This is a genomic window from Streptomyces sp. NPDC001415, from assembly GCF_053597395.1.
Genome location: NZ_JBSFIE010000027.1, coordinates 78,629 through 99,000 on the forward strand (window position 1 = coordinate 78,629; position 20,372 = coordinate 99,000).

The 20,372-nt window shown below is 71.8% G+C and carries 18 protein-coding genes; 4 read left to right on the forward strand and 14 right to left on the reverse strand.

Going from position 1 to position 20,372, the window contains the following annotated elements; translation table 11 throughout:
• Positions 1-58: 58 nt before the first annotated feature.
• Positions 59-1,159, reverse strand: a complete 1,101-nt coding sequence (locus ACWC2B_RS28650) for an AI-2E family transporter (RefSeq protein ID WP_450721586.1) — start codon at positions 1,157-1,159, stop codon at positions 59-61.
• Positions 1,160-1,443: 284 nt separating this feature from the next.
• Complete coding sequence (locus ACWC2B_RS28655) at positions 1,444-1,638, reverse strand: DUF3046 domain-containing protein (RefSeq protein ID WP_450721549.1); 195 nt, start codon at positions 1,636-1,638, stop codon at positions 1,444-1,446.
• Positions 1,639-1,718: 80 nt separating this feature from the next.
• Here ACWC2B_RS28655 and ACWC2B_RS28660 point away from each other — a divergent pair, with 80 nt between their 5' ends.
• Positions 1,719-2,651 carry a hypothetical protein gene (locus ACWC2B_RS28660; protein ID WP_450721551.1) on the forward strand — a complete coding sequence of 311 codons (933 nt, stop codon included), beginning with the start codon at positions 1,719-1,721 and terminating at the stop codon, positions 2,649-2,651.
• An 83-nt stretch (positions 2,652-2,734) separates the two neighbouring features.
• On the opposite strand, the gene ACWC2B_RS28665 is transcribed toward ACWC2B_RS28660, so the two are convergent.
• From ACWC2B_RS28665 to ACWC2B_RS28675, 3 genes are all read right to left on the reverse strand, one after another.
• Positions 2,735-3,043 carry an AzlD domain-containing protein gene (locus ACWC2B_RS28665; protein ID WP_450721553.1) on the reverse strand — a complete coding sequence of 103 codons (309 nt, stop codon included), beginning with the start codon at positions 3,041-3,043 and terminating at the stop codon, positions 2,735-2,737.
• On the reverse strand, positions 3,040-3,861 hold the full coding sequence (locus ACWC2B_RS28670) for an AzlC family ABC transporter permease (RefSeq protein WP_450721555.1): 822 nt from the start codon (positions 3,859-3,861) through the stop codon (positions 3,040-3,042). Before ACWC2B_RS28670 ends, ACWC2B_RS28665 begins: the two co-directional genes overlap by 4 nt.
• A gap of 153 nt (positions 3,862-4,014) precedes the next feature.
• Complete coding sequence (locus ACWC2B_RS28675) at positions 4,015-4,869, reverse strand: AraC family transcriptional regulator (RefSeq protein WP_450721557.1); 855 nt, start codon at positions 4,867-4,869, stop codon at positions 4,015-4,017.
• Between the two features lie 29 nt (positions 4,870-4,898).
• Here ACWC2B_RS28675 and ACWC2B_RS28680 point away from each other — a divergent pair, with 29 nt between their 5' ends.
• The 3 genes from ACWC2B_RS28680 to ACWC2B_RS28690 all read left to right on the forward strand — a co-directional run bounded on the left by ACWC2B_RS28680 (position 4,899) and on the right by ACWC2B_RS28690 (position 11,447).
• Positions 4,899-9,524, forward strand: a complete 4,626-nt coding sequence (locus ACWC2B_RS28680) for an ATP-dependent helicase (RefSeq protein ID WP_450721559.1) — start codon at positions 4,899-4,901, stop codon at positions 9,522-9,524.
• Positions 9,525-9,852: 328 nt separating this feature from the next.
• Complete coding sequence (locus ACWC2B_RS28685) at positions 9,853-10,620, forward strand: Fpg/Nei family DNA glycosylase (RefSeq protein ID WP_450721561.1); 768 nt, start codon at positions 9,853-9,855, stop codon at positions 10,618-10,620.
• Between the two features lie 62 nt (positions 10,621-10,682).
• Entirely contained in the window at positions 10,683-11,447 is a 765-nt protein-coding gene (locus ACWC2B_RS28690; RefSeq protein ID WP_450721563.1) for an SDR family NAD(P)-dependent oxidoreductase, read from the forward strand.
• Here the strand turns inward: ACWC2B_RS28690 and ACWC2B_RS28695 are convergent.
• From ACWC2B_RS28695 to ACWC2B_RS28735, 9 genes are all read right to left on the reverse strand, one after another.
• Positions 11,395-11,640, reverse strand: a complete 246-nt coding sequence (locus tag ACWC2B_RS28695) for a hypothetical protein (protein ID WP_450721565.1) — start codon at positions 11,638-11,640, stop codon at positions 11,395-11,397. The genes ACWC2B_RS28690 and ACWC2B_RS28695 overlap by 53 nt on opposite strands.
• Positions 11,641-11,790: 150 nt before the next feature.
• Positions 11,791-12,261 carry a Dps family protein gene (locus ACWC2B_RS28700; protein ID WP_450721567.1) on the reverse strand — a complete coding sequence of 157 codons (471 nt, stop codon included), beginning with the start codon at positions 12,259-12,261 and terminating at the stop codon, positions 11,791-11,793.
• 199 nt (positions 12,262-12,460) lie between these two features.
• Positions 12,461-12,850, reverse strand: coding sequence for a helix-turn-helix domain-containing protein (locus ACWC2B_RS28705; protein WP_053726410.1), 390 nt, complete (start codon positions 12,848-12,850; stop codon positions 12,461-12,463).
• A gap of 109 nt (positions 12,851-12,959) precedes the next feature.
• The gene (locus ACWC2B_RS28710; RefSeq protein ID WP_450721569.1) at positions 12,960-13,469 is read right to left on the reverse strand and encodes a CinA family protein; all 510 of its coding nucleotides are present in this window, start codon (positions 13,467-13,469) and stop codon (positions 12,960-12,962) included.
• Positions 13,466-14,134: a CDP-diacylglycerol--glycerol-3-phosphate 3-phosphatidyltransferase gene (pgsA, locus tag ACWC2B_RS28715; protein ID WP_450721571.1), complete on the reverse strand. Its 669-nt coding sequence runs from the start codon at positions 14,132-14,134 to the stop codon at positions 13,466-13,468. The genes ACWC2B_RS28710 and pgsA overlap by 4 nt, the downstream gene beginning before the upstream one ends.
• Positions 14,131-15,600, reverse strand: a complete 1,470-nt coding sequence (gene rimO, locus ACWC2B_RS28720; RefSeq protein WP_450721573.1) for a 30S ribosomal protein S12 methylthiotransferase RimO — start codon at positions 15,598-15,600, stop codon at positions 14,131-14,133. Before rimO ends, pgsA begins: the two co-directional genes overlap by 4 nt.
• Before the next feature lie 61 nt (positions 15,601-15,661).
• Entirely contained in the window at positions 15,662-16,501 is an 840-nt protein-coding gene (locus ACWC2B_RS28725) for a helix-turn-helix domain-containing protein (RefSeq protein ID WP_450721575.1), read from the reverse strand.
• Between the two features lie 289 nt (positions 16,502-16,790).
• Positions 16,791-19,550 carry a DNA translocase FtsK gene (locus tag ACWC2B_RS28730; protein WP_450721577.1) on the reverse strand — a complete coding sequence of 920 codons (2,760 nt, stop codon included), beginning with the start codon at positions 19,548-19,550 and terminating at the stop codon, positions 16,791-16,793.
• A gap of 123 nt (positions 19,551-19,673) precedes the next feature.
• Entirely contained in the window at positions 19,674-20,348 is a 675-nt protein-coding gene (locus ACWC2B_RS28735; RefSeq protein WP_344379412.1) for a response regulator, read from the reverse strand.
• Positions 20,349-20,372: the final 24 nt, after the last annotated feature.

Sequence of the window (20,372 nt, forward strand, 5' to 3'; positions counted from 1 at the left end):
GAGGCGGGGCGCCCCGTTCTCGCCCGCCTCCCAACCACGACAAAGAGGAAATTCCAGCCTACGACCCCGCCTCGGGCGCTACTGCGGAGCTCTGACCGCGCGGCTGGTGCCTGCCGTGCACCCGCGGGTCGTCCGTCACGTCGTACCGCTTCACGTAGGCGCCGAGGAACGCCTGCAGCGTCGCGACCGCCGGGATCGCGATGAGGGCGCCGACCGCGCCCATGAGCGCCGTGCCCGCGATCACCGAGCCGAAGGCGACGGCGGGATGGATGTCCACGGTCCGCGCGGTGAGCTTGGGCTGCAGCATGTAGTTCTCGAACTGCTGGTAGATCACCACGAATCCGAGCACCCACACCGCGTACCAGGGGTTCACGGTGAAGGCGATCAGCATGGGCAGAGCGCCCGCCAGATAGGTGCCGATGGTGGGGACGAACTGGGAGACCAGACCCACCCAGACCGCCAGCGCCGGGGCGTACGGAACGCCGAGGATCTGCAGCAGGATGTAGTGCGCGATGCCCGAGATGAGCGCCATGAGGCCGCGCGAGTAGAGGTAGCCGCCGGTCTTGTCGACCGCGATCTCCCAGGCTCGCAGCACCTCCGTCTGCCGGGCGGGCGGCAGCACGGAGCAGATCGCCCGGCGCAGCCGGGGACCGTCGGCGGCGAAGTAGAACGAGAACAGGAAGATCGTCAGCAGCCGGAAGAGGCCGCCGAGTACGGTCGCGGAGACGTCGAGCACGCCGGTCGCGCTGTTCTGGACGTACTTCTGGAGCCAGTCGGAGTGCAGCAGGCTGTCGCGCACCTCGACCCGCGAGAGCTCCGTGTGGAACGTGTGGTTGACCCAGTTGATCACCGAGTCGAGGTACTTGGGGAACTGCTCGACCATGTCGACGATCTGCCCCGCCAGCATCGAGCCGAGCAGCACGACGAAGCCGATCGTGGCGATCGTCAGGGCGAGGAAGACCAAGAACGTGGCCACGCCCCGGCGCATTCCGCGGGCCGCCATCCGGCCGACGGCGGGCTCCATGGCTAGCGCGACGAAGAACGCGATCAGGATGTTGATCAGCAGGCCGATGAGCTGGTGGAAGGCCCAACTGCCCAGTTGGAAACAGGCGTACAGGGCGAGCACGAGCACCACGGCGCGCGGCAGCCAGCGGGGCATGCGTGCGGCGGCGCCGAGCCCCAGGGGGCTCGTCGGAGGTGGGCCGGAGGCGTGCGAGGCGCCGCGCGGGCCGTCCGGCGGACCGGCTTCGCGGTCGTCCGCCCGGTCGGCTTCGCGGTCGTCGGTGTTGATCTCATCAGTCGGTGCCACGGTGCAAGTCTCGCCCATATGTCCGACAGCGGGCCGCCATGCCTGTTCCGGCCATCGGGCAGTGACCGCGCGTCACCCGCGACCGCGCCCTTCACCCGAAGGCGGCCACCTGCATGCTCCCGGAGGGGCCGCCGTCACCGTCTGTCCGCGGGCACGTCCATGGCGGCGCAGACCGCCCGCCAGACGTCCTTGGCCTCCCAGCCCGCGTCGAGGGCCTGGTGCACGGTGTGCCCGCCCAGTTCCGTCATCACATGGTCGCGCGCGAAGGAGTCCGCGTACCCGGCGCCGAAGTGGTCGGCCATCCGCTCCCAGAAAATCGTCAACCGCATGACTCAAGTATCCCGCCCCTGAGAGTGCAGCCCCGACGGTCGGGCTTGTCCGCGGCTCTGTGGGCCCTACCGTCTGAAACATGGCTGGTTCCGGAGCATCTCCCCACTCCCCCAACTCACCGCTGGCGCGCGCCGAGCACTTCATCTGGCTAACGGCCAGGGTGCTCGAACAGCGCCGGTTCGCCTACCACTTCCTCGGCAAGGACGCCGACGCCGTCGAGGCGGCGCTCTCCGCCTACCAGGGTGACGACGGCGGCTACGGCCACGCCCTCGAACCCGATCTGCGCGGGCCCGTCAGCCAGCCCCTGCACACCGCGCACGCGCTGCGGGTCCTGGACTCGGTCGGGCGGCTCGGCGGTCAGCGCGTGGAGCGGATGTGCCGCTATCTGACGGACATCTCCACCAAGGACGGCGCGCTGCCCGCGCTGCATCCCTCGCAGCGCGGCTATCCGGCCGCGCCGTTCGCCCCGATCGTCGACGACCCGCCCAGCGCCCTGCTGACCACCGGCCCGGTGGTCGGGCTGCTGCACCGCAACGAGGTGTGGCACGCGTGGCTCTTCAGGGCGACCGACTTCTGCTGGGCCGCGGTCGACTCTCTGGAGAGGTCGCATCCTTATGAGGTCGAGGCGGCGGTCGCCTTCCTGGACGGCGCCCCCGACCGTTCGCGGGCCGAGGCGGCCGCGGACCGGCTCGGCCGGCTCGTCAGGGAGCAGGGCCTCGCGGTGCTGGATCCGGCGCGGATCGCCGACTACCCCGTCGCCGAGGGGTACGCCCCCGGTGAGCACCACTTTCCGCACGATTACGCGGCCGTGCCCGAATCGCTGGCCCGCCGGTGGTTCACCGACGAGGAGATGAAGCGGTCGCTCGATCATCTGGAGGGGGAGCAGCAGGACGACGGCGGCTGGCCGATTCGCTGGCGCGCGTGGGCGCCCGGCACGGCCCTGGAGTGCCGGCCCATGGTGACGGTCGAGGCGCTGCGCACCCTGCGCGCCCACGGCCGCGTCATCGGGTGACCCCGGCGGCCGTCCCTCGGACGGCCTGCCGGACGAGGCGGCTGCCGGGGTGTCGGCGCACGGGCCGCCCCGGCGCCTGCCGCTCAGCCGCCCAGGGCGCGCACGCCCGCCGTGACGAGTACGGCGGCGCCGACGATCACCAGGAACGGAGCGCGCAGCACCAGCGCGACAGCCGCCGCCGCGAGCCCGGCCGCCCGGGCGTCGAGCAGCACCTGGTGGCCGGTGCTGAAGGTCTGCTGCGCGGTGAGGGCGGCGAGCAGCGCCACCGGCAGCAGCGTGGCAAGGCGCTTGACCAGCGGTCGCTCCAGGGCGCCTGCGGGGACCAGCAGGCCGAGGAGTTTGACGAGGTAGCAGCCGAGGGCGGTGGCCGCGATGGCGATCCAGACGTTCAACGTGCTTCTCCTGTCGCGGAGTTCCCGGTTTCTTCGGAGTGGCCCGGGTCGGCGGTGTGCTGGGGGCGGGCCTCCTCGGGCCCGTCGCCCGGGCCGGTCTGCCCCGGCACGCTCCGTCCCTTCAGGAAGAGCACGACGGGCGCGGCGAGTGCGGCGACCAGGACGGGTGCGCCGGCCGGCAGCACCGGCAGCAGACTCAGGACGAGGACGACGGCGAAGGCGGCCGTGATGCGCTCGGTGGAGGTCTTGAGCATCGGCGCGAGGAGCGCGAGGAAGACGGCGGGGCTCGCGGCGTCAAGCCCCCAGGCGTCGGTGTCGCCCAGGGCCTGCGCGCCCAGTGCTCCGGCGAGCGTGGTCAGGTTCCACAGCACGTAGAGGGTGAGGCCGGTGACGGTGAAGCCGATCCGCGCGGCCCGCCGGGTGGGCTGGGCGAGGGTGACCGCGGTGGTCTCGTCGATCACCCATTGGGCGGCCAGGGGCCGCAACGCCCTTGGCAGGGCGAGCAGTTGGGACAGGCGCAGCCCATAGAAGGCGTTTCGGGTGCCGAGGAAGAAGGCGCCGGCCGCCGCGGTGACCGGATTTCCGCCGGCCGCGAGCGCGCCGACGAGCGCGAACTGCGAGGCTCCGGTGAAGACGAGCAGGCTGAGCGCGCACGTCTGCAGGAGGCTGAGCCCCGAGCCGGCCGAGGTCACTCCGAAGGCGAAGCCGGGGAGCCCCACGGCGACGCCGACGCCCAGGGCGTCGCGGACGACGGCCGCATCGGGTTTGCCCTCGGCGTTGGGGCGTATCTCTGGGGGTGCTGTCTGTTCTGCTGCCACGCGGTGGACGTTAGAAGAAGGCGGCGCTTCGGTTCTTGTACGTTCTTGCACGCCCGGCGTACTCGCGTGTCGGCGTACTGGTACTTCCGGCGTTCTTGCCTGCCCAGCGCTCTTGCTCAGTGATCGCGTGCCTGCCTTCACGCGCCCCCGCGCCTACGTTCCCGCGCGCTCGCGGCGATACGCGCCGGGCGTGACGCCGACGATCCGGGTGAAGTGGCGGTTGAGGTGCGGCTGGTCGGTGAAGCCCACGGCGACGGCGGCCTCGGCGGGCGGGGTTCCCCCTTCCAGGAGGCGGGCGGCCCGGCGTACGCGCTCGCCCGTCAGCCAGGAGTGCGGCGGCAGCCCGTACTCCGCCTTGAAGGCGCGCAGCAGCGCGAACGGGCTCGTGTCCAGTTCCTTCGCCAGTTGTTCGAGGGACGGCGGGGCGGACAGGCGCTCCACCAGGAGGAATCTCGCCGCGGCAGCGGCGCGCGCACCCGCCGAGCGGGGCGTCCGGTCGGGCAGGGCGCAGCCGTGGCGGCGCAGCAGCCGGGCGACGGCGATGCGGAACACGCTGTCGGCGGCCAGCGCGTTGCCCTGCTCCGCCGCTCGGTGCACTTCCTGGATGAGCCGCGCGGTGTCCGGGTCCTCGACGATGGTCTCGGCGAATCCGGGGGTGCCGCGCAGGGTGGTGGTCTCCGCCGCGATGTCGGCGATAAGCCGGGCCGAGGGGTAGAGCGTGGCGTACGTCCAGCCCTCGGGGACTCCGGCGTGGGCCGCGTGCGGAACCTCGGGGTTGATCATGACGACGGTGCCGGGGCGTGCCGGGATCGTCCCGCCGGGCACGACCACGTTCTCGATCCCGCTGCGCACCGCGCCGAAGACGAACCCCTCGTGAGCGTGCCGGGGGAAGGAGTGGCGCACATATCGCGCGCGGAGCAGGTCGAGGCCGGGCAGCTCGGAGTACTGCCAGTGCCGCGCCCATTCCTCGACCCCGTCCACGCCCTCATTCTCGCAGGTCCGGGCCATTGTCAGTGGGTGGGTGCACGATGGGGACCATGGCAAGGACAGCGCTGGACTCCTTCTCCCCCGCGACGCGCGGCTGGTTCACGGGGGCCTTCACCGCGCCCACCGCGGCGCAGGAGGGCGCCTGGCGGGCGATCGCCGAGGGCTCGGACGTCCTGGTCGTCGCCCCGACCGGGTCCGGCAAGACCCTCGCCGCCTTTCTCGCCGCGCTCGACCGGCTTGCGGCCACGCCGGTGCCCGCCGAGCCGAAGAAGCGCTGCCGGGTGCTGTACGTGTCTCCGCTCAAGGCTCTCGCGGTCGATGTGGAGCGCAATCTGCGTTCCCCGTTGACCGGGATCCGTCAGGAGTCGGTGCGCCTTGGGCTGCCCGAGCCGGAGGTCCGGGTGGGCATCCGGTCCGGCGACACCCCGCCCGCCGAGCGCCGGGCTCTCACCACTCGGCCGCCGGACATCCTGATCACCACGCCCGAGTCGCTGTTCCTGATGCTCACGTCCGCCGCTCGCGAGGCGCTCGCGGGCATCGAGACGGTGATCCTCGACGAGGTGCACGCGGTCGCGGGCACCAAGCGGGGTGCCCATCTGGCGCTCTCCTTGGAGCGGTTGGACGAGCTGCTGCCGAAGCCGGCCCGCCGGATCGGCCTGTCGGCGACGGTGCGGCCGGTGGACGAGGTGGCGCGCTATCTGTCCCCGCAGCGCAAGGTCGAGATCGTCCAGCCGCCCTCGGCCAAGGAGTTCGACCTTTCGGTGGTCGTTCCGGTGGAGGACCTGGGCGAGCTGGCCGGCTCACCGTCGGCCGACGCCCAGGAGGGGGCGGAGAAGCCGTCGATCTGGCCGCATGTCGAGGAGCGCATCGTCGACCTGGTGCAGGCGCACCGCTCGACCATCGTGTTCGCCAACTCCCGCCGTCTCGCGGAGCGGTTGTGCAACCGGCTCAACGAGATCGCGTACGAGCGCGCCATGGGCGCACCGCTTCCCGAGGCGCACTCCCCGGCGGATCTGATGGGCGGTTCGGGCGCCGCCGCGGGCGCCCCGGCGCTGCTCGCCAAGGCGCACCACGGTTCGGTCTCCAAGGAGCAGCGGGCGCTCGTGGAGGAGGACCTGAAGGCGGGCCGTCTTCCGGCGGTGGTGGCCACGTCCAGTCTTGAACTGGGCATCGACATGGGCGCGGTGGACCTGGTGGTCCAGGTCGAGTCGCCGCCGTCCGTCGCCTCGGGGCTGCAGCGCGTGGGCCGGGCGGGTCACCAGGTGGGGGCGGTCTCCACCGGGGTGGTCTTCCCCAAGTACCGCGGCGACCTGGTCCAGTCGGCGGTGGTCACCGAGCGGATGCGCACGGGTGCGATCGAGTCGCTGCGCATCCCGTCCAATCCGTTGGACGTGCTGGCCCAGCAGTTGGTCGCGATGACGGCGCTCGACACCTGGCAGGTGGACGACCTGATGGCGCTGGTGCGCCGGGCCGCGCCCTTCGCCGCGCTGCCCGAGTCGGCGTTCACCGCGGTCCTGGACATGCTGGCGGGCCGCTATCCCTCCGACGCCTTCGCGGAGCTGCGGCCGCGCGTGGTGTGGGACCGGGTGGCGGGCACGGTGACCGGCCGCCCCGGCGCCCAGCGGCTGGCCGTCACCTCGGGCGGCACCATCCCCGACCGCGGTCTGTTCGGCGTCTTCCTGGCCGGGGCCGACCCGAAGAAGGGCGGCGGCCGGGTCGGCGAGCTCGACGAGGAGATGGTGTACGAGTCGCGGGTGGGCGATGTCTTCACCCTGGGCACGACCTCCTGGCGGATCGAGGACATCACCCGTGACCGGGTCCTGGTCTCGCCCGCGCCGGGGGTGCCCGGCCGGCTGCCGTTCTGGAAGGGCGACCAGCTGGGCCGGCCGCTCGAACTGGGCCGCGCGCTCGGCGCGTTCCTGCGTGAGGTCGGCTCGCTCACCCCCGACGACGCCCGGCTTCGCCTGCTGAGCGCGGGCCTCGATGCCTGGGCGGCGGACAATGTGATCGGCTATCTCGACGAGCAGCGCCGCGCCTGCGGCCACGTCCCGGACGACCGCACGATCCTGGTCGAGCGGTTCCGGGACGAGCTCGGCGACTGGCGCGTGGTCATCCACTCCCCCTTCGGCGCCCAGGTGCACGCCCCCTGGGCGCTCGCGCTCGGCGCCCGCCTGGCCGAGCGGTACGGCATGGACGCCCAGGTCATGCATGCCGACGACGGCATCGTGCTGCGGCTGCCCGACGCCGACCTGATGGGCCTCGACCTCCTCGACCAGGACCCGGCGCACCTCGACTCCACGTACGACAGCGAACAGGCCCCCGTGGGGGCCGCGGACACGGTGTTCGACAAGGGCGAGATCGAGCAGATCGTCACCGACCAGGTCGGTAGTTCCGCGCTGTTCGCCTCCCGCTTCCGCGAGTGCGCCGCCCGCGCCCTGCTCCTGCCCCGGCGCAGCCCGGGCAAGCGCACCCCGCTGTGGCAGCAGCGCCAGCGGGCGGCTCAACTGCTCCAGGTGGCAAGCGAGTTCGGGTCCTTCCCGATCGTCCTCGAAGCGGTCCGCGAATGCCTCCAGGACGTGTTCGACGTGCCGGGCCTGACCGAGCTGATGGGGGACCTCGAAGCCCGCAGGGTGCGCCTGGTCGAGGTCACCACCCCCGAGCCGTCCCCGTTCGCCCGCTCCCTCCTGTTCGGCTATGTCGCGCAGTTCCTGTACGAGGGCGACTCGCCGCTCGCCGAGCGGCGGGCCGCCGCGCTGTCCCTCGACTCCCGCCTCCTCGCCGAGCTCCTGGGCCAGGCCGAGCTGCGCGAGCTGCTCGACGCCGATGTCCTGACCGAGCTGGAGCAGGAGCTCCAGTGGCTCACCGAGGACCGGCGCATCAAGGACGGTGAGGGCGTCGCCGATCTGCTGCGGGTTCTCGGGCCGCTCACCGACGCCGAGTTGGCGGCCCGCGGCGCCGAGCCCGGCTGGGCCCCGGAGCTGGGCGCCGCGCGCCGCGCCATCCGGGTCCGCATCGCCGGCACCGACCACTGGGCGGCGATCGAGGACGCGGGACGGCTGCGCGACGCGCTCGGCACGGCGCTGCCGGTCGGCGTCCCCGAGGCATTCACCGAGCCCGTGAAGGACCCGCTCGGCGATCTGCTGTCCCGGTACGCGCGCACGCACGGCCCGTTCACGTCGGCCGTCGCCGCGGCCCGGTTCGGGCTGGGGGCCGCGGTCACGGACGGCGCGCTGCAGCGGCTGGCGGTGTCGGGCCGGGTCGTGCAGGGCGAGTTCCATCCGGCGGGCATCGGCCAGGAGTGGTGCGACGCGACGATCCTGCGCAGGCTGCGCCGCCGCTCCCTGGCGGCGCTGCGCCAGGAGCTGGAGCCGGTGCCGCCCGCCGCGCTCGCGACTTTCCTCCCTCAGTGGCAGCACCTGGGCAGCAGCGGCCTGCGCGGCATCGACGGACTGGCCCGCGCCGTGGAGCAGTTGCAGGGCGCCGCCGTCCCGGCCTCCGCCCTGGAGAAGCTGATCCTGCCGTCCCGGGTCGCCGACTACAGCCCGGGCCTCCTCGACGAGCTCACCACGACCGGCGAGGTCGTCTGGGCGGGCGCGGGCGCGCTGCCCGGCAAGGACGGCTGGATCTCCCTGTACGTCGCCGACGCGGCCCCGCTGCTGCTGCCACCGCCGCACCCGCTCGAACTGACCGCGCTCCACGAGTCGGTGCTCACCGCGCTGGCGCCCGGCTACGGCCTGTTCTTCCGCCAGCTCGCCGACCAGGTCCGCGCTACCACCCACCCGGAGGCGACCGACTCCCAACTCGCCGACGCAGTATGGGACTTGGCGTGGTCCGGGCGGCTCACCAACGACACCCTGGCACCGTTGCGTTCCCTGCTCGGCTCGGGGCGTACCGCGGGGTCCACCGCGCACCGCGCCAAGCGGCCCGTCCCGCGCGGCCGTTACGGCACCCTGACCGCCGCGGCCCGCCCGGTCTCGCGCACCGGGCCGCCTACCGTCTCGGGCCGCTGGTCCCTGCTCCCGCCCCGCGAGCCCGATCCCACCCACCGCGCCCACGCCCTGGCCCGCACCCTCCTGGACCGGCACGGAGTGGTCACCCGGGGCGCGGTGCAGGCCGAGGGCGTCGAGGGCGGCTTCTCGGCGACGTACCGGATCCTGGCCGCGTTCGAGGACAGCGGGCAGGCCCGGCGCGGCTATGTGGTCGAGGGGCTCGGCGCGGCTCAGTTCGCGATGGACGGCGCGGTGGACCGGCTGCGGGCGGCCGCCACCGCCCGGGACCGGGGCGCCGATGCGCATACCGCCCCGCAGGCGGTCGTCCTGGCGGCCGCCGATCCGGCCAATGCGTACGGTGCGGCGCTGCCGTGGCCCGAGCCGCCCAACGGGGCCGGGCACAAGCCGGGCCGCAAGGCGGGTTCCATGGTCGTCCTGGTCGACGGCGAGCTCGTGCTGTATCTGGAGCGCGGCGGCAAGTCACTGCTCGCCTGGGCGACCGAACCGGACGATCCGGCGCTGACGGCCGCCTCCGGGGCCCTAGCGGGAGCGGCGCGGGCCGGCCGGCTCGGCACGATCACCGTGGAGCGGGCCAACGGCGACCCGGCCCTGACGTCCCCGCTCGCCCGCCCCCTGGAAACGGCGGGCTTCGTCCCGACCCCGAGGGGGTTGCGCCTGAGGCCCTGACACCGATCGGCCCAGCGCGAGCGCCGCCGGACCGCTTCTCGCGTCCCTCACCGCGCGCGAGGGCGCCCGTGGACGCACCCCGCTGCCCGCGGACGAGGCACCCAGCGCTTGCCTCCAGACACCCCCATCAGGCCCGGGCCCGCCCCACACGAGCGACCCCGCCCCGATACGCCCCGCGCCGCCCCGCAAGGGCAGCCCAGCCAAGCCCCCATGCAAGCCCCAAGCAACCCCCATCCGCCCCGCACCCCACTCCGCCGCACCCCACCACAAGCCCCCGTCGTCACCCACTGGCACCCCACCCCGCCCCCACCCCCGGCAGAATGGACTCATGCCCGAAGGTGACACCGTCTACCAAGCCGCGCGGCGGCTCCACGCGGCGTTGGCCGGGCAGGTCCTCACGCGGTGCGATCTGCGGGTGCCCCGGTTCGCCACGGCCGATCTCACCGGGCGGACCGTCCTCGATGTGACCCCGCGCGGCAAGCACCTGCTGGCCCGGATCGAGGGCGGGCTCACCCTGCACTCCCACCTCCGGATGGACGGGTCCTGGCGGATCTACGGTGCCGGTGAGCGCTGGGGCGGTGGGCCCTCCCACCAAATCCGGGCGATCCTCGGGAACGCGGGGCACACGGCCGTCGGCTACCGGCTGCCCGTGCTGGAACTGCTCCGCACCCGGGACGAGTCCAAGGCGGTCGGCCACCTGGGCCCCGATCTCCTCGGCCCCGACTGGGACGCCGAATCCGCTCTGCGCAACCTCCTCCAGGACCCCGCCCGCACCATCGGCGAGGCCCTGCTCGACCAGCGCAACCTCGCCGGGGTCGGCAACGTGTACAAGTCGGAGATCTGCTTCGCGATCCGGGTCGTCCCCTGGCTGCCGATCGGCGAACTGCCCTCCCCCGAGCGCCTCGTGGCCACCGCGAAGCAGCTCCTGGAAGCCAACAAGGACCGCCCGGTCCGCCAGGCATACGTCTACGGCCGAGCAGGACGGCCGTGCCCGCGCTGCCGGGCGCCGATCCGTACCGCCGCCCAACGCGACTCCGCGGGCCGCGAGCGTCCGACCTACTGGTGCCCCAAGTGCCAGCCCGCGCCCACCCTTTGACGCAGCACTCGCACCCCTCACACTTATTGACGACCCGTCAAGTCCGGTCGTACCGTCCCGGCATGGCCCTCACGGCGTACGACCTCAGCGACCGCACGGCCTTCGTCACCGGCGCGGCCAGCGGGATCGGCCGCGCCAGTGCTCTGCTGCTGGCGGAGGCCGGCGCGGCGGTGCACTGCGCGGACCGCGACGAGGTGGGGCTGCGCGAGACCGGGGCGCTGATCGCCAAGGCGGGCGGCACCTCCCACCCGTACCCGCTCGATGTCTCGGACCGCGCGCAGGTCAAGGCAGCCCTGGAAGCCGCCGGGCCGGTCCACATCCTGGCGGCGATCGCGGGCGTCATGCACACCAGCTCGGTCCTGGACACCGAGGACGCCGATCTCGACCGGGTTCTCTCCGTCAACTTCCGGGGTGTGCTCCACGCCTGCCAGGAGGCGGCCCGCATGATGATCGCGCACGGCATCCGGGGCTCCATCGTCACCATGGCCTCGGGCGCCGTGGACTCCTCGCGGCCGGGCCTGTTCTGCTACAGCGTCTCGAAGGTCGCGGTCGTCCAGCTCACCAGGACGCTCGCCACCGAGCTGGGCCCGCACGGGATCCGCGTCAACGCCATAGCCCCCGGCTGGGTCCGCACCCCCATGACCGACCACCACGCCGCCGAGCAGCAAGAGCAGATCGAGTCGACGATGCTGCGGCTCTCCCCGCTCGCCCGGCTCGGCGAACCCGAGGACATCGCGCACGCCGTGCTGCATCTCGCCGCGGACGCCTCGGCGTTCACGACGGGCCAGATCCTGCGTCCGAACGGCGGCGTCTCGATGCCGTGGTAGTCCCCGGCCCGTTGCCCGGCTTGCCCGGCACGGTCGCCACGTGCACGGGCAGCAGGCTCAGCCCCCAGCCGCCCGCGACCGTCGCCCCCTCGACGAACCCCGTCTGACCGGGCACCAGCACCATGCGCAGCACGGCCCACCACCACAGCGCCGCAACGACCAGCGCGGGCACCCAACGCACCGCCACCGTCATGGGCCGCCTCCTCGGGCCGACGCTAGACCGCCGGGAAACCCGCCGGGAGGGCGCACCGGGGGCAGGCCCGGCGCGCTCCGGGTTCCCCGCGCTTCAGAGCCTGCGTCTCAACCCCGCCCGGGCCTGCGGCGCATGATCGCGGGCTACGGTTCAGACGGTCTCCGCCTGGAACATCCACGCATGCTTCTCCAGGTCGGCGGTGAGCCCGATGAGGATGTCCTGGCTGATCGGGTCCGGGTCGGCGGTCGCTTCGATGCGCTCGCGCATCCGGCCGATCACCACGCCGAGCGCGGCCACCAGGACCTTCACGGCCTCGGTGTCCTTGATCCAGCCGTCCGGAACGGTGTCGATCGCGCTCGACTTCGCCACTGTGGCGGAGCGCCCGTCGGGGCTGACGCCGACGGCGGAGGCCCGCTCGGCCACGGTGTCCGAGTGGAGCCGCGCGGTGTCGACGACCTCGTCGAGCTGGAGGTGTACGGACCGGAAGCGCGAGCCGACCACGTTCCAGTGCACCTGCTTGGACACGAGGGAAAGGTCCACGAGATCGACCAGCGCACCCTGCAGGGCGTCACCGACGACCTTGAGGTCGGCGTCGGACAGCGGGCTCTTGATGTAGGACATGCATTTCCTCCACTCCGGACGGAACGTCCGCGGGGAGCACACGGGGGAACGCTCGTGCGGACCATACGGACGTGTGCGCGATCTCCTACCACCCTGCCACAGAAGCCCCAAAACGGGCGCGCCGGAAAAAGGCTGAGCCCCGGCCGGTCATCAAGTGACCAACCGGGGCTCAGTACAAGCCTGGGCGCGAGCCTGGGGATCAGGCCGCGACGACGTCCACCGCTTCCGCGGGCGCCTTGATCGTCACCCGCTCCGTCGGCACACCAGTCACCGACGTCACGGAGATCGAATTGAGCATCGGACGTACCGGCGCACGCACCGGCACCGGGTCGCTCGCTGCCGCAGACGCAGCGAGCTCGGCGAGTGCCAGCTCGTCGCTCACTTCCCGCATGAGCTCGGACATCCGTACGTCAAGCGCGTCGCAGATCGCGGAGAGCAGCTCGGAGGAAGCCTCCTTCTGCCCCCGCTCCACCTCGGAGAGATAGCCGAGTGAGACTCGGGCGGACGAGGAGACTTCGCGCAGAGTACGGCCCTGGCGCTGGCGCTGCCGACGCAGCACGTCACCCAGCAGGCGACGGAGCAGAATCATCGGTGGCTCCCTCCTCGGACCGCGTAGCCGCATCCTTCACGCCCCACCGTACCGCCTCGCGCCGCGGCCGTGCGGGGAGCGATGTCGTGTTCACTCAGGGCTGCAAACATCAAATCCCCCCGTTCTGTTCCGTATCCTGTGCCCGCTCATCCTCGCGGAGTTCACTGGAGAGCAGTTCGAGCACGCTGCGTACACTCTCCATACGAATTTCCGCCCGGTCGCCGTTCAACCGCAATGCGACGGTTTTCTTGGCTCCGGCCGGACCAACGGCCGAAACGTATACCGTCCCGACCGGTTGGCCGTCCTGCGGTTCGGGGCCCGCCACGCCCGTGGTCGCGATCCCCCAGCTCGACCCGAGCACCTCGCGCACCCCGGCCGCCATCTGCAGCGCGACGTCGGGATCGACCGCCCCGCGCTCGGCCAGAAGGGTCGCGTCGACGCCCAGGACGTCCCGCTTCAGTTCGGTCGCATAGGCCGTCACCGAACCGCGGAAAACGCGCGAGGCGCCGGGCACCGAAGTGAGCTCGGCGGCCACCAGGCCGCCCGTCAGGGACTCCGCCACCGCAAGCGTCTGGTCACGCTCCGTGAGCAGACGCAGAACCCGGGCCGCCTCGCTCACGACGCGGAGCCTCCGGCGGAGCGCTGCGCGGCAAGTCCCTTGCGCCTCAGCACCATCGCCTGGCGCACGTAGTCGAGCCCCGTGACGACCGTCAGCACCACCGCGACCGCCATCACCCAGAAGCGCAGGGTGGCCAGCGGACCCGTCAGCGCCAGGACGTACATCCCGGTCGCGGTGCCCTGGGCGAGGGTCTTGAGCTTGCCACCGCGGCTGGCCGGAATCACTCCGTGCCTGATGACCCAGAAACGCATGAGCGTGATCCCGAGTTCCCGGAACAGGATGACTCCGGTGACCCACCACGGCAGATCGCCGAGCAGCGAGAGGCCGATCAGCCCGGCTCCCATGATCGCCTTGTCGGCGATCGGGTCGGCGATCTTCCCGAAGTCGGTGACCAGGTTGTACGTGCGCGCCAGATGCCCGTCGAAGATGTCGGTGATCATGGCGACGGCGAAGGCCGCCCAGGCCCACGCCCGCATCCCCGGGTCGTATCCGCCGTCCGCGAACAGCAGCATGACGAAGCCCGGCACGAGCACGAGCCGGATCATCGTGAGGATATTGGCGATGTTCCAGAGGCTGGCCTGGTTGACGGCCGCAGCGCCCAGCTTGCCGCCGGGCGCCGGCGCCCGGCCGGTACCGCCCGCCGCCGATGCCGGGACTCCGGTCATCTGCCCGCCTCCTCAACCCCGTCAAGCAGTTCGACCACCAGGTCGACACCTTCGGTACCGACCACCTTGGCCTCGACGATACGGCCGGGCGCAAGACCGGCGCTCTCGGTGAAGATCACCTGGCCGTCGGTCTCGGGCGCCTGGTGCTCGGCGCGGCCGACGGCCCCGTCCTCCTCGTCGACGGTCTCGACCAGGACGCGCACGGTGTCGCCGATGCGCTCCTCGGCGCGCTGCGCGGTGAGCTCCTCGGCGAGCCGTGACAGGTGCGCGAGCCGCTCGGCGATGGTGTCGGCATCCAGCTTGTTCTCGTAGCCGACCGCTTCGGTGCCCTCCTCGTCGGAGTAGCCGAAGACGCCGATGGCGTCGAGGCGGGCGGCCGTGAGGAAGCGTTCCAGTTCCTTGAAGTCGTCCTCGGTCTCACCGGGGAAGCCGACGATGAAGTTGGACCGCACACCGGCCGTCGGCGCCTTGGCGCGGATCGTGTCGAGCAGTTCGAGGAAGCGCTCGGTGTCGCCGAAGCGCCGCATCGCGCGCAGCACGCCGGGCGCCGAGTGCTGGAAGGAGAGGTCGAAGTACGGCACGACGTTCTCGGTCGACGTCAGTACATCGATGAGGCCGGGCCGCATCTCGGCGGGCTGGAGGTAGCTGACCCGTACCCGCTCGATGCCGTCGACCGCCGCGATCTCCGGGAGCAGTGTTTCGAGCAGCCGGATGTCGCCGAGGTCCTTGCCGTACGAGGTGTTGTTCTCGGAGACCAGCATGACCTCCTTGACGCCCTGCTCGGCCAGCCAGCGGGCCTCGCCGAGGACGTCGCTGGGGCGGCGCGAGATGAACGAGCCGCGGAAGGAGGGGATGGCGCAGAACGAGCAGCGACGGTCGCAGCCGGAGGCCAGCTTCACGGAGGCGACCGGGCTGGTGTCGAGCCGGCGGCGCAGCGGGGCGCGCGGCCCGGAGGCGGGCGCCAGACCGTCGGGGAGGTCTTCGGGGGCGGTGTCCTGCGCGTGCCCGGGCAGCGCCACGTCGGGGGCGCCCTGCCGCTCGGCCGGGCTGATCGGCAGCAGCTTGCGCCGGTCGCGGGGGGTGTGCGAGGCGTGGATGCCGCCGTTGAGGATGGTCTGGAGGCGGTCGGAGATGTCGGCGTAGTCGTCGAAGCCGAGCACTCCGTCGGCCTCGGGCAGCGCCTCGGCGAGGTCCTTGCCGTACCGCTCGGCCATGCAGCCGACCGCGACGACGGCCTGGGTCCTGCCGTGATCCTTCAGATCGTTGGCTTCGAGGAGGGCGTCGACGGAGTCCTTCTTGGCGGCTTCGACGAATCCGCAGGTGTTGACGACGGCGACGTCCGCGTCCGATGCGTCCTCGACGAGCTCCCAGCCGTCCGCTGCCAAGCGGCCTGCGAGCTCCTCCGAGTCCACCTCGTTACGGGCGCAGCCAAGAGTGACAAGGGCGACGGTGCGGCGTTCGGGCATGGACTCAAGACTACTTTGTCCTGGCCCACGCCCCCGCCGCGAGGGTCGTGGGCCCGGGGCGTCAGCCGACCTGGGGGTCGCCCTTGGTGTAGCTCAGGCGCTCGACCTGGCCGTCCTGGAACTTGCTGTCGATTTTTTTGCCGTTGACGTAGAGCTCGATCGCCCCGGCGTTGCCGAGGATCAGGTCGACCTGCTGGCCGTCCTGGAAGGTCTGGCCCTCGCCCTTCTGGAGCAGGCCGTCGAAGAGCATCTTGCCGTTGTGGTCCTTGGCCGAGATCCAGCTCTTGTCGTTGATCGCGGTGACCTTGACGGTGACCTTGTCGGCCGGGACCGCCGCGATGGCACTGTCGGACGGCGTCGGGGTCGGCTTGGGGGCGGGGGGCTTGGGCGGGGCAGGGCTGGTCGACGCCGCCGGCGGCTTCTGCTGGGCGGGGCCTTCGGCGACGGAGGTGCCGCCCTTGCCCTTGTCGCTGCCGCCGCCGAACATCGTGAAGCCGACGAATCCGACGACCACGACGATCGCGGCGACCATGGCGGCGGTCCAGTTGGGCCGGCGCTGGTCGGGCCGGATCCGCTCCGCCTCGAACAGGGGGGCCGCGGGGGTGGGCGCGGGACGGCCGCCGTGACCGGCGTCGTACTCGGCGACCAGCGGGTCAGGGTTGAGGCCGACGGCCTGGGCGAGCGTGCGGATGTGGCCGCGCGCGTACACATCACCGCCGCACCGCGAGAAGTCGTCTTGCTCGATCGCGTGCACGATGGGGATGCGCACCCGCGTGGTGGAACTGACCTCGTCGACCGTCAGTCCGGCGGCGATACGGGCCTGCTGAAGGGCACGGCCGATCGATGGCCCGTCGTTTGCGATCGAAGGCCGGTCGTCTTCGGGAGAGTTGCCGATGGACACGGGGGCGCCTTTCGAGCGTGAGCCACCTGCTGGATGTTCAGTCTAGGGGGGGTACGAAAGAGTGGGGCAACCGGGAGAGCGGAGTTTGTACGCCATCGGTATGGCCTCGCCCCTGACAGCGGAACGCTGACCACATTTGTTTCCACGTCCCCCTCAACTTGACGTACGGCCAAGGGAAACGGTTGCTCGGGGATCCCGTACGAGTGCTGTTTGGGCCGGTCGGCTGTCAGCCGACCGATTCTGACCGCCGATAGCCCATCCATCTACCCCATTTCGCTCCCCGCCACACTCAGGGAGCCTCCCCCCGGATCACCGCCAGCACTCCGTCGAGTTCGTCCGGCTTGACCAGAACGTCCCGCGCTTTGGAGCCCTCGCTCGGGCCGACGATGTTGCGCGACTCCATCAGGTCCATGAGCCGGCCCGCCTTGGCGAAGCCGACGCGGAGCTTGCGCTGGAGCATCGACGTCGAGCCGAACTGGGTGGAGACCACCAGCTCGGCGGCCTGGCACAGCAGGTCCAGGTCGTCGCCGATCTCCTCGTCGATCTCCTTCTTCTGCTTGGTGCCGACCGTGACGTCGTCCCGGAAGACCGGGGCCATCTGGTCCTTGCAGTGCTGGACGACGGCCGCGATCTCGTCCTCGGTGACGAAGGCGCCCTGGAGCCGGGTCGGCTTGTTCGCTCCCATGGGCAGGAACAGGCCGTCGCCCTTGCCGATCAGCTTCTCGGCGCCCGGCTGGTCGAGGATGACCCGGCTGTCGGCCAGGGAGGAGGTCGCGAACGCGAGCCGCGAGGGCACGTTCGCCTTGATCAGGCCGGTGACGACGTCGACCGAGGGCCGCTGGGTGGCGAGCACCAGGTGGATGCCGGCAGCGCGGGCCAGCTGGGTGATGCGGACGATCGCGTCCTCCACGTCGCGCGGCGCGACCATCATCAGGTCGGCGAGCTCGTCGACGATCACCAGGAGGTACGGATAGGGCGTCAGCTCGCGCTCACTGCCCTCGGGCAGCTTCACCTTGCCGTTGCGGATCGCCTCGTTGAAGTCGTCGATGTGGCGGAAACCGAACGCCGCGAGGTCGTCGTAGCGCAGGTCCATCTCGCGCACGACCCACTGGAGCGCCTCGGCGGCCCGCTTCGGGTTGGTGATGATCGGCGTGATGAGGTGCGGAATGCCCTCGTACGCCGTCAGCTCCACGCGCTTGGGGTCGACGAGCACCATGCGGACGTCCTCGGGCGTGGCTCGCACCATCACGGAAGTGATGAGGCAGTTGATGCACGAAGACTTTCCGGAACCGGTGGCTCCCGCGACCAGGACGTGCGGCATCTTGGCGAGGTTGGCCATGACGTAGCCGCCCTCGACGTCCTTGCCGAGCGCCACCAGCATCGGATGGTCGTCCTCGGCCGCGTCCGCGAGGCGCAGCACATCGCCGAGGTTGACCATCTCGCGGTCGGTATTGGGAATCTCGATGCCGACAGCCGACTTCCCCGGAATCGGCGAGATGATCCGCACGTCCGGGCTGGCGACCGCGTACGCGATGTTCTTGGCGAGGGCGGTGATCCGCTCGACCTTCACGGCAGGACCGAGCTCGACCTCGTACCGGGTGACCGTCGGGCCGCGCGTGAACCCGGTGACGGTGGCGTCGACCTTGAATTCCATGAAGACGTTCTGCAGCGAGGCGACGACCGCGTCGTTGGCAGCGCTGCGGGTCTTGCCTGGCCCGCCCTTCTCCAGGAGGTCCAGCGAGGGCAGCGCGTAGGTGATGTCCCCGGCGAGCTGGAGCTGCTCGGCGCGCGGGGGCAGCGGCTCGGCGGACGAGGGCGCGGACTTCGTCAGATCCGGTACGACGGGCAGGGCGCCCGGCGTGGCCTTCGGCGCCTTGGGCTCCGCCTGCGCCTCGGCCTCGGCGGCGCGGGCGGCCGGCAGGGGGGTGGCCTGCCCGCGGTCCCGTTCGACGGAGACGCCCTGGGTGAGGTCGGCGACGACGGGCGAGGGGGGCAGGCCGTTCAGTACGGCGCCGTCGAGCGCCGCGGCCGCGGCGGCGGCCACGTCGACCGGGTCGAGGCCGTTCTCGAACGCCGGTTGCACCGAGGTGCGCCGGGGCTTGCGGCGCCGCAGCGCCTCCTCCTCGGCCCGCTCCGGGGCCTGCTCGACCGGGGTGGCGGGGCGGCGCCGGGCGCGGGGCGCGGGCTCGGCCTCGCGCCACTCGTCGTCGTACAGGTCCTCCTCGCCCGCCTCGTCCGGGAGGGGTTCGAGGACGCCGAGCTTGACGCCGAGGAGCCGCAGCCGCTGCGGGATGGCGTTGACCGGTGTCGCGGTGACCACGAGCAGCCCGAAGACCGTGAGCAGCACGAGCATCGGCACCGCGAGCACGTCGCCCAGCGCGAATTCGAGCGGCTTGGACGAGGCCCAGCCGATCAGGCCGCCCGCGTCCTGCATGGCGTCGGTGCCCTCGCCCCGGCCGGGCGAGCCGCACGCGATGTGGACCTGGCCGAGGACACCGAGGACGAGCGCGGACAGGCCGATGACGATCCGCCCGTTGGCCTCGGGCTTCTCGGGGTAGAGGATGAGCCGGATCGCGATGGCGCCGAGCAGCAGCGGCACCACCACGTCGAGCCTGCCGAACGAGCCGGTCACCAGCATCTGTACGAGGTCGCCGACCGGGCCGCGCAGGTTCGACCAGGTGCCGGCGGCGACGATCAGCGCGAGGCCGAGCAGCAGCAGCGCGACGCCGTCCTTGCGGTGGGCCGGGTCGAGTCCCTTGGCGCCGCGTCCTATTCCGCGGAACATCGCGCCCACCCCGTGGGCCGCCCCGAGCCAGACGGCGCGTACGAGTTTGTACACGCCGCCGGTCGGGGACGGCGCCGCTTTGGGGGCGGGCTTGGGCGCCGCTGCCTTCTTGGCGGGTGCCTTCTTCGGTGCGGTCTTCTTCGCGGGCGCCTTGGGGGCCGCGGCTTTCTTCGCGGGCGCAGCCTTCTTCGCCGGGGTACGGCCGGTGCGCTTCGCGGTGCCCGCCGTGCCCTGGGAACCCTTGCCGGACGTACGTGAGGCCATGGTGCTGAGGTTACCTGGGTCGGCGGCGGTGGACACGTGTGCCTACGGCTTCACCCGTCCGTGTCGTATGCCCCAAGGTTTCTGACGCCATGTCAGCCAGATGCGGCGTCAGAAACCCGGTCGTCAATTCTGCGAAGGGAGGGTGGGCGCGCCGCCGGTGCCAGGCTCCAGGGCGTCCAACGCCCGCCGCAGACCGGTGAGCTTGCGCTCCAGGTGGGCGGCGGTGGCGACGGCCGCGGCGTCGGCGGAGTCGTCGTCGAGCTGCTTGGAGAGCGCCTCGGCCTGCTCCTCAACTGCCGCGAGCCGCGCGGACAGTTCGGCGAGCAGACCCGCCGACTCCTTGGCCGCGCCGCCGTGGGTGCCGCCCTCCAGCTGGAGCCGCAGCAGGGCCGCCTGCTCCCGCAGTTGGCAGTTCTTCATGTACAGCTCGACGAAGACCGACACCTTGGCGCGCAGCACCCAGGGGTCGAACGGCTTCGAGATGTAGTCCACGGCGCCCGCCGCGTAGCCGCGGAACGTGTGATGGGGGCCGTGGTTGATGGCCGTGAGGAAGATGATCGGGATGTCCCGAGTCCGCTCGCGCCTCTTGATGTGCGCGGCGGTCTCGAACCCGTCCATTCCAGGCATTTGGACGTCCAGCAGAATGACCGCGAAATCGTCCGTAAGCAGCGCTTTGAGCGCTTCCTCCCCTGACGATGCCCGCACCAGTGTCTGATCGAGCGCAGAGAGGATGGCCTCCAGCGCCAGCAGATTCTCCGGCCGGTCATCGACCAGGAGGATCTTGGCCTTCTGCACCATGGCCCGTCCTCCTCGCCCCGGCAG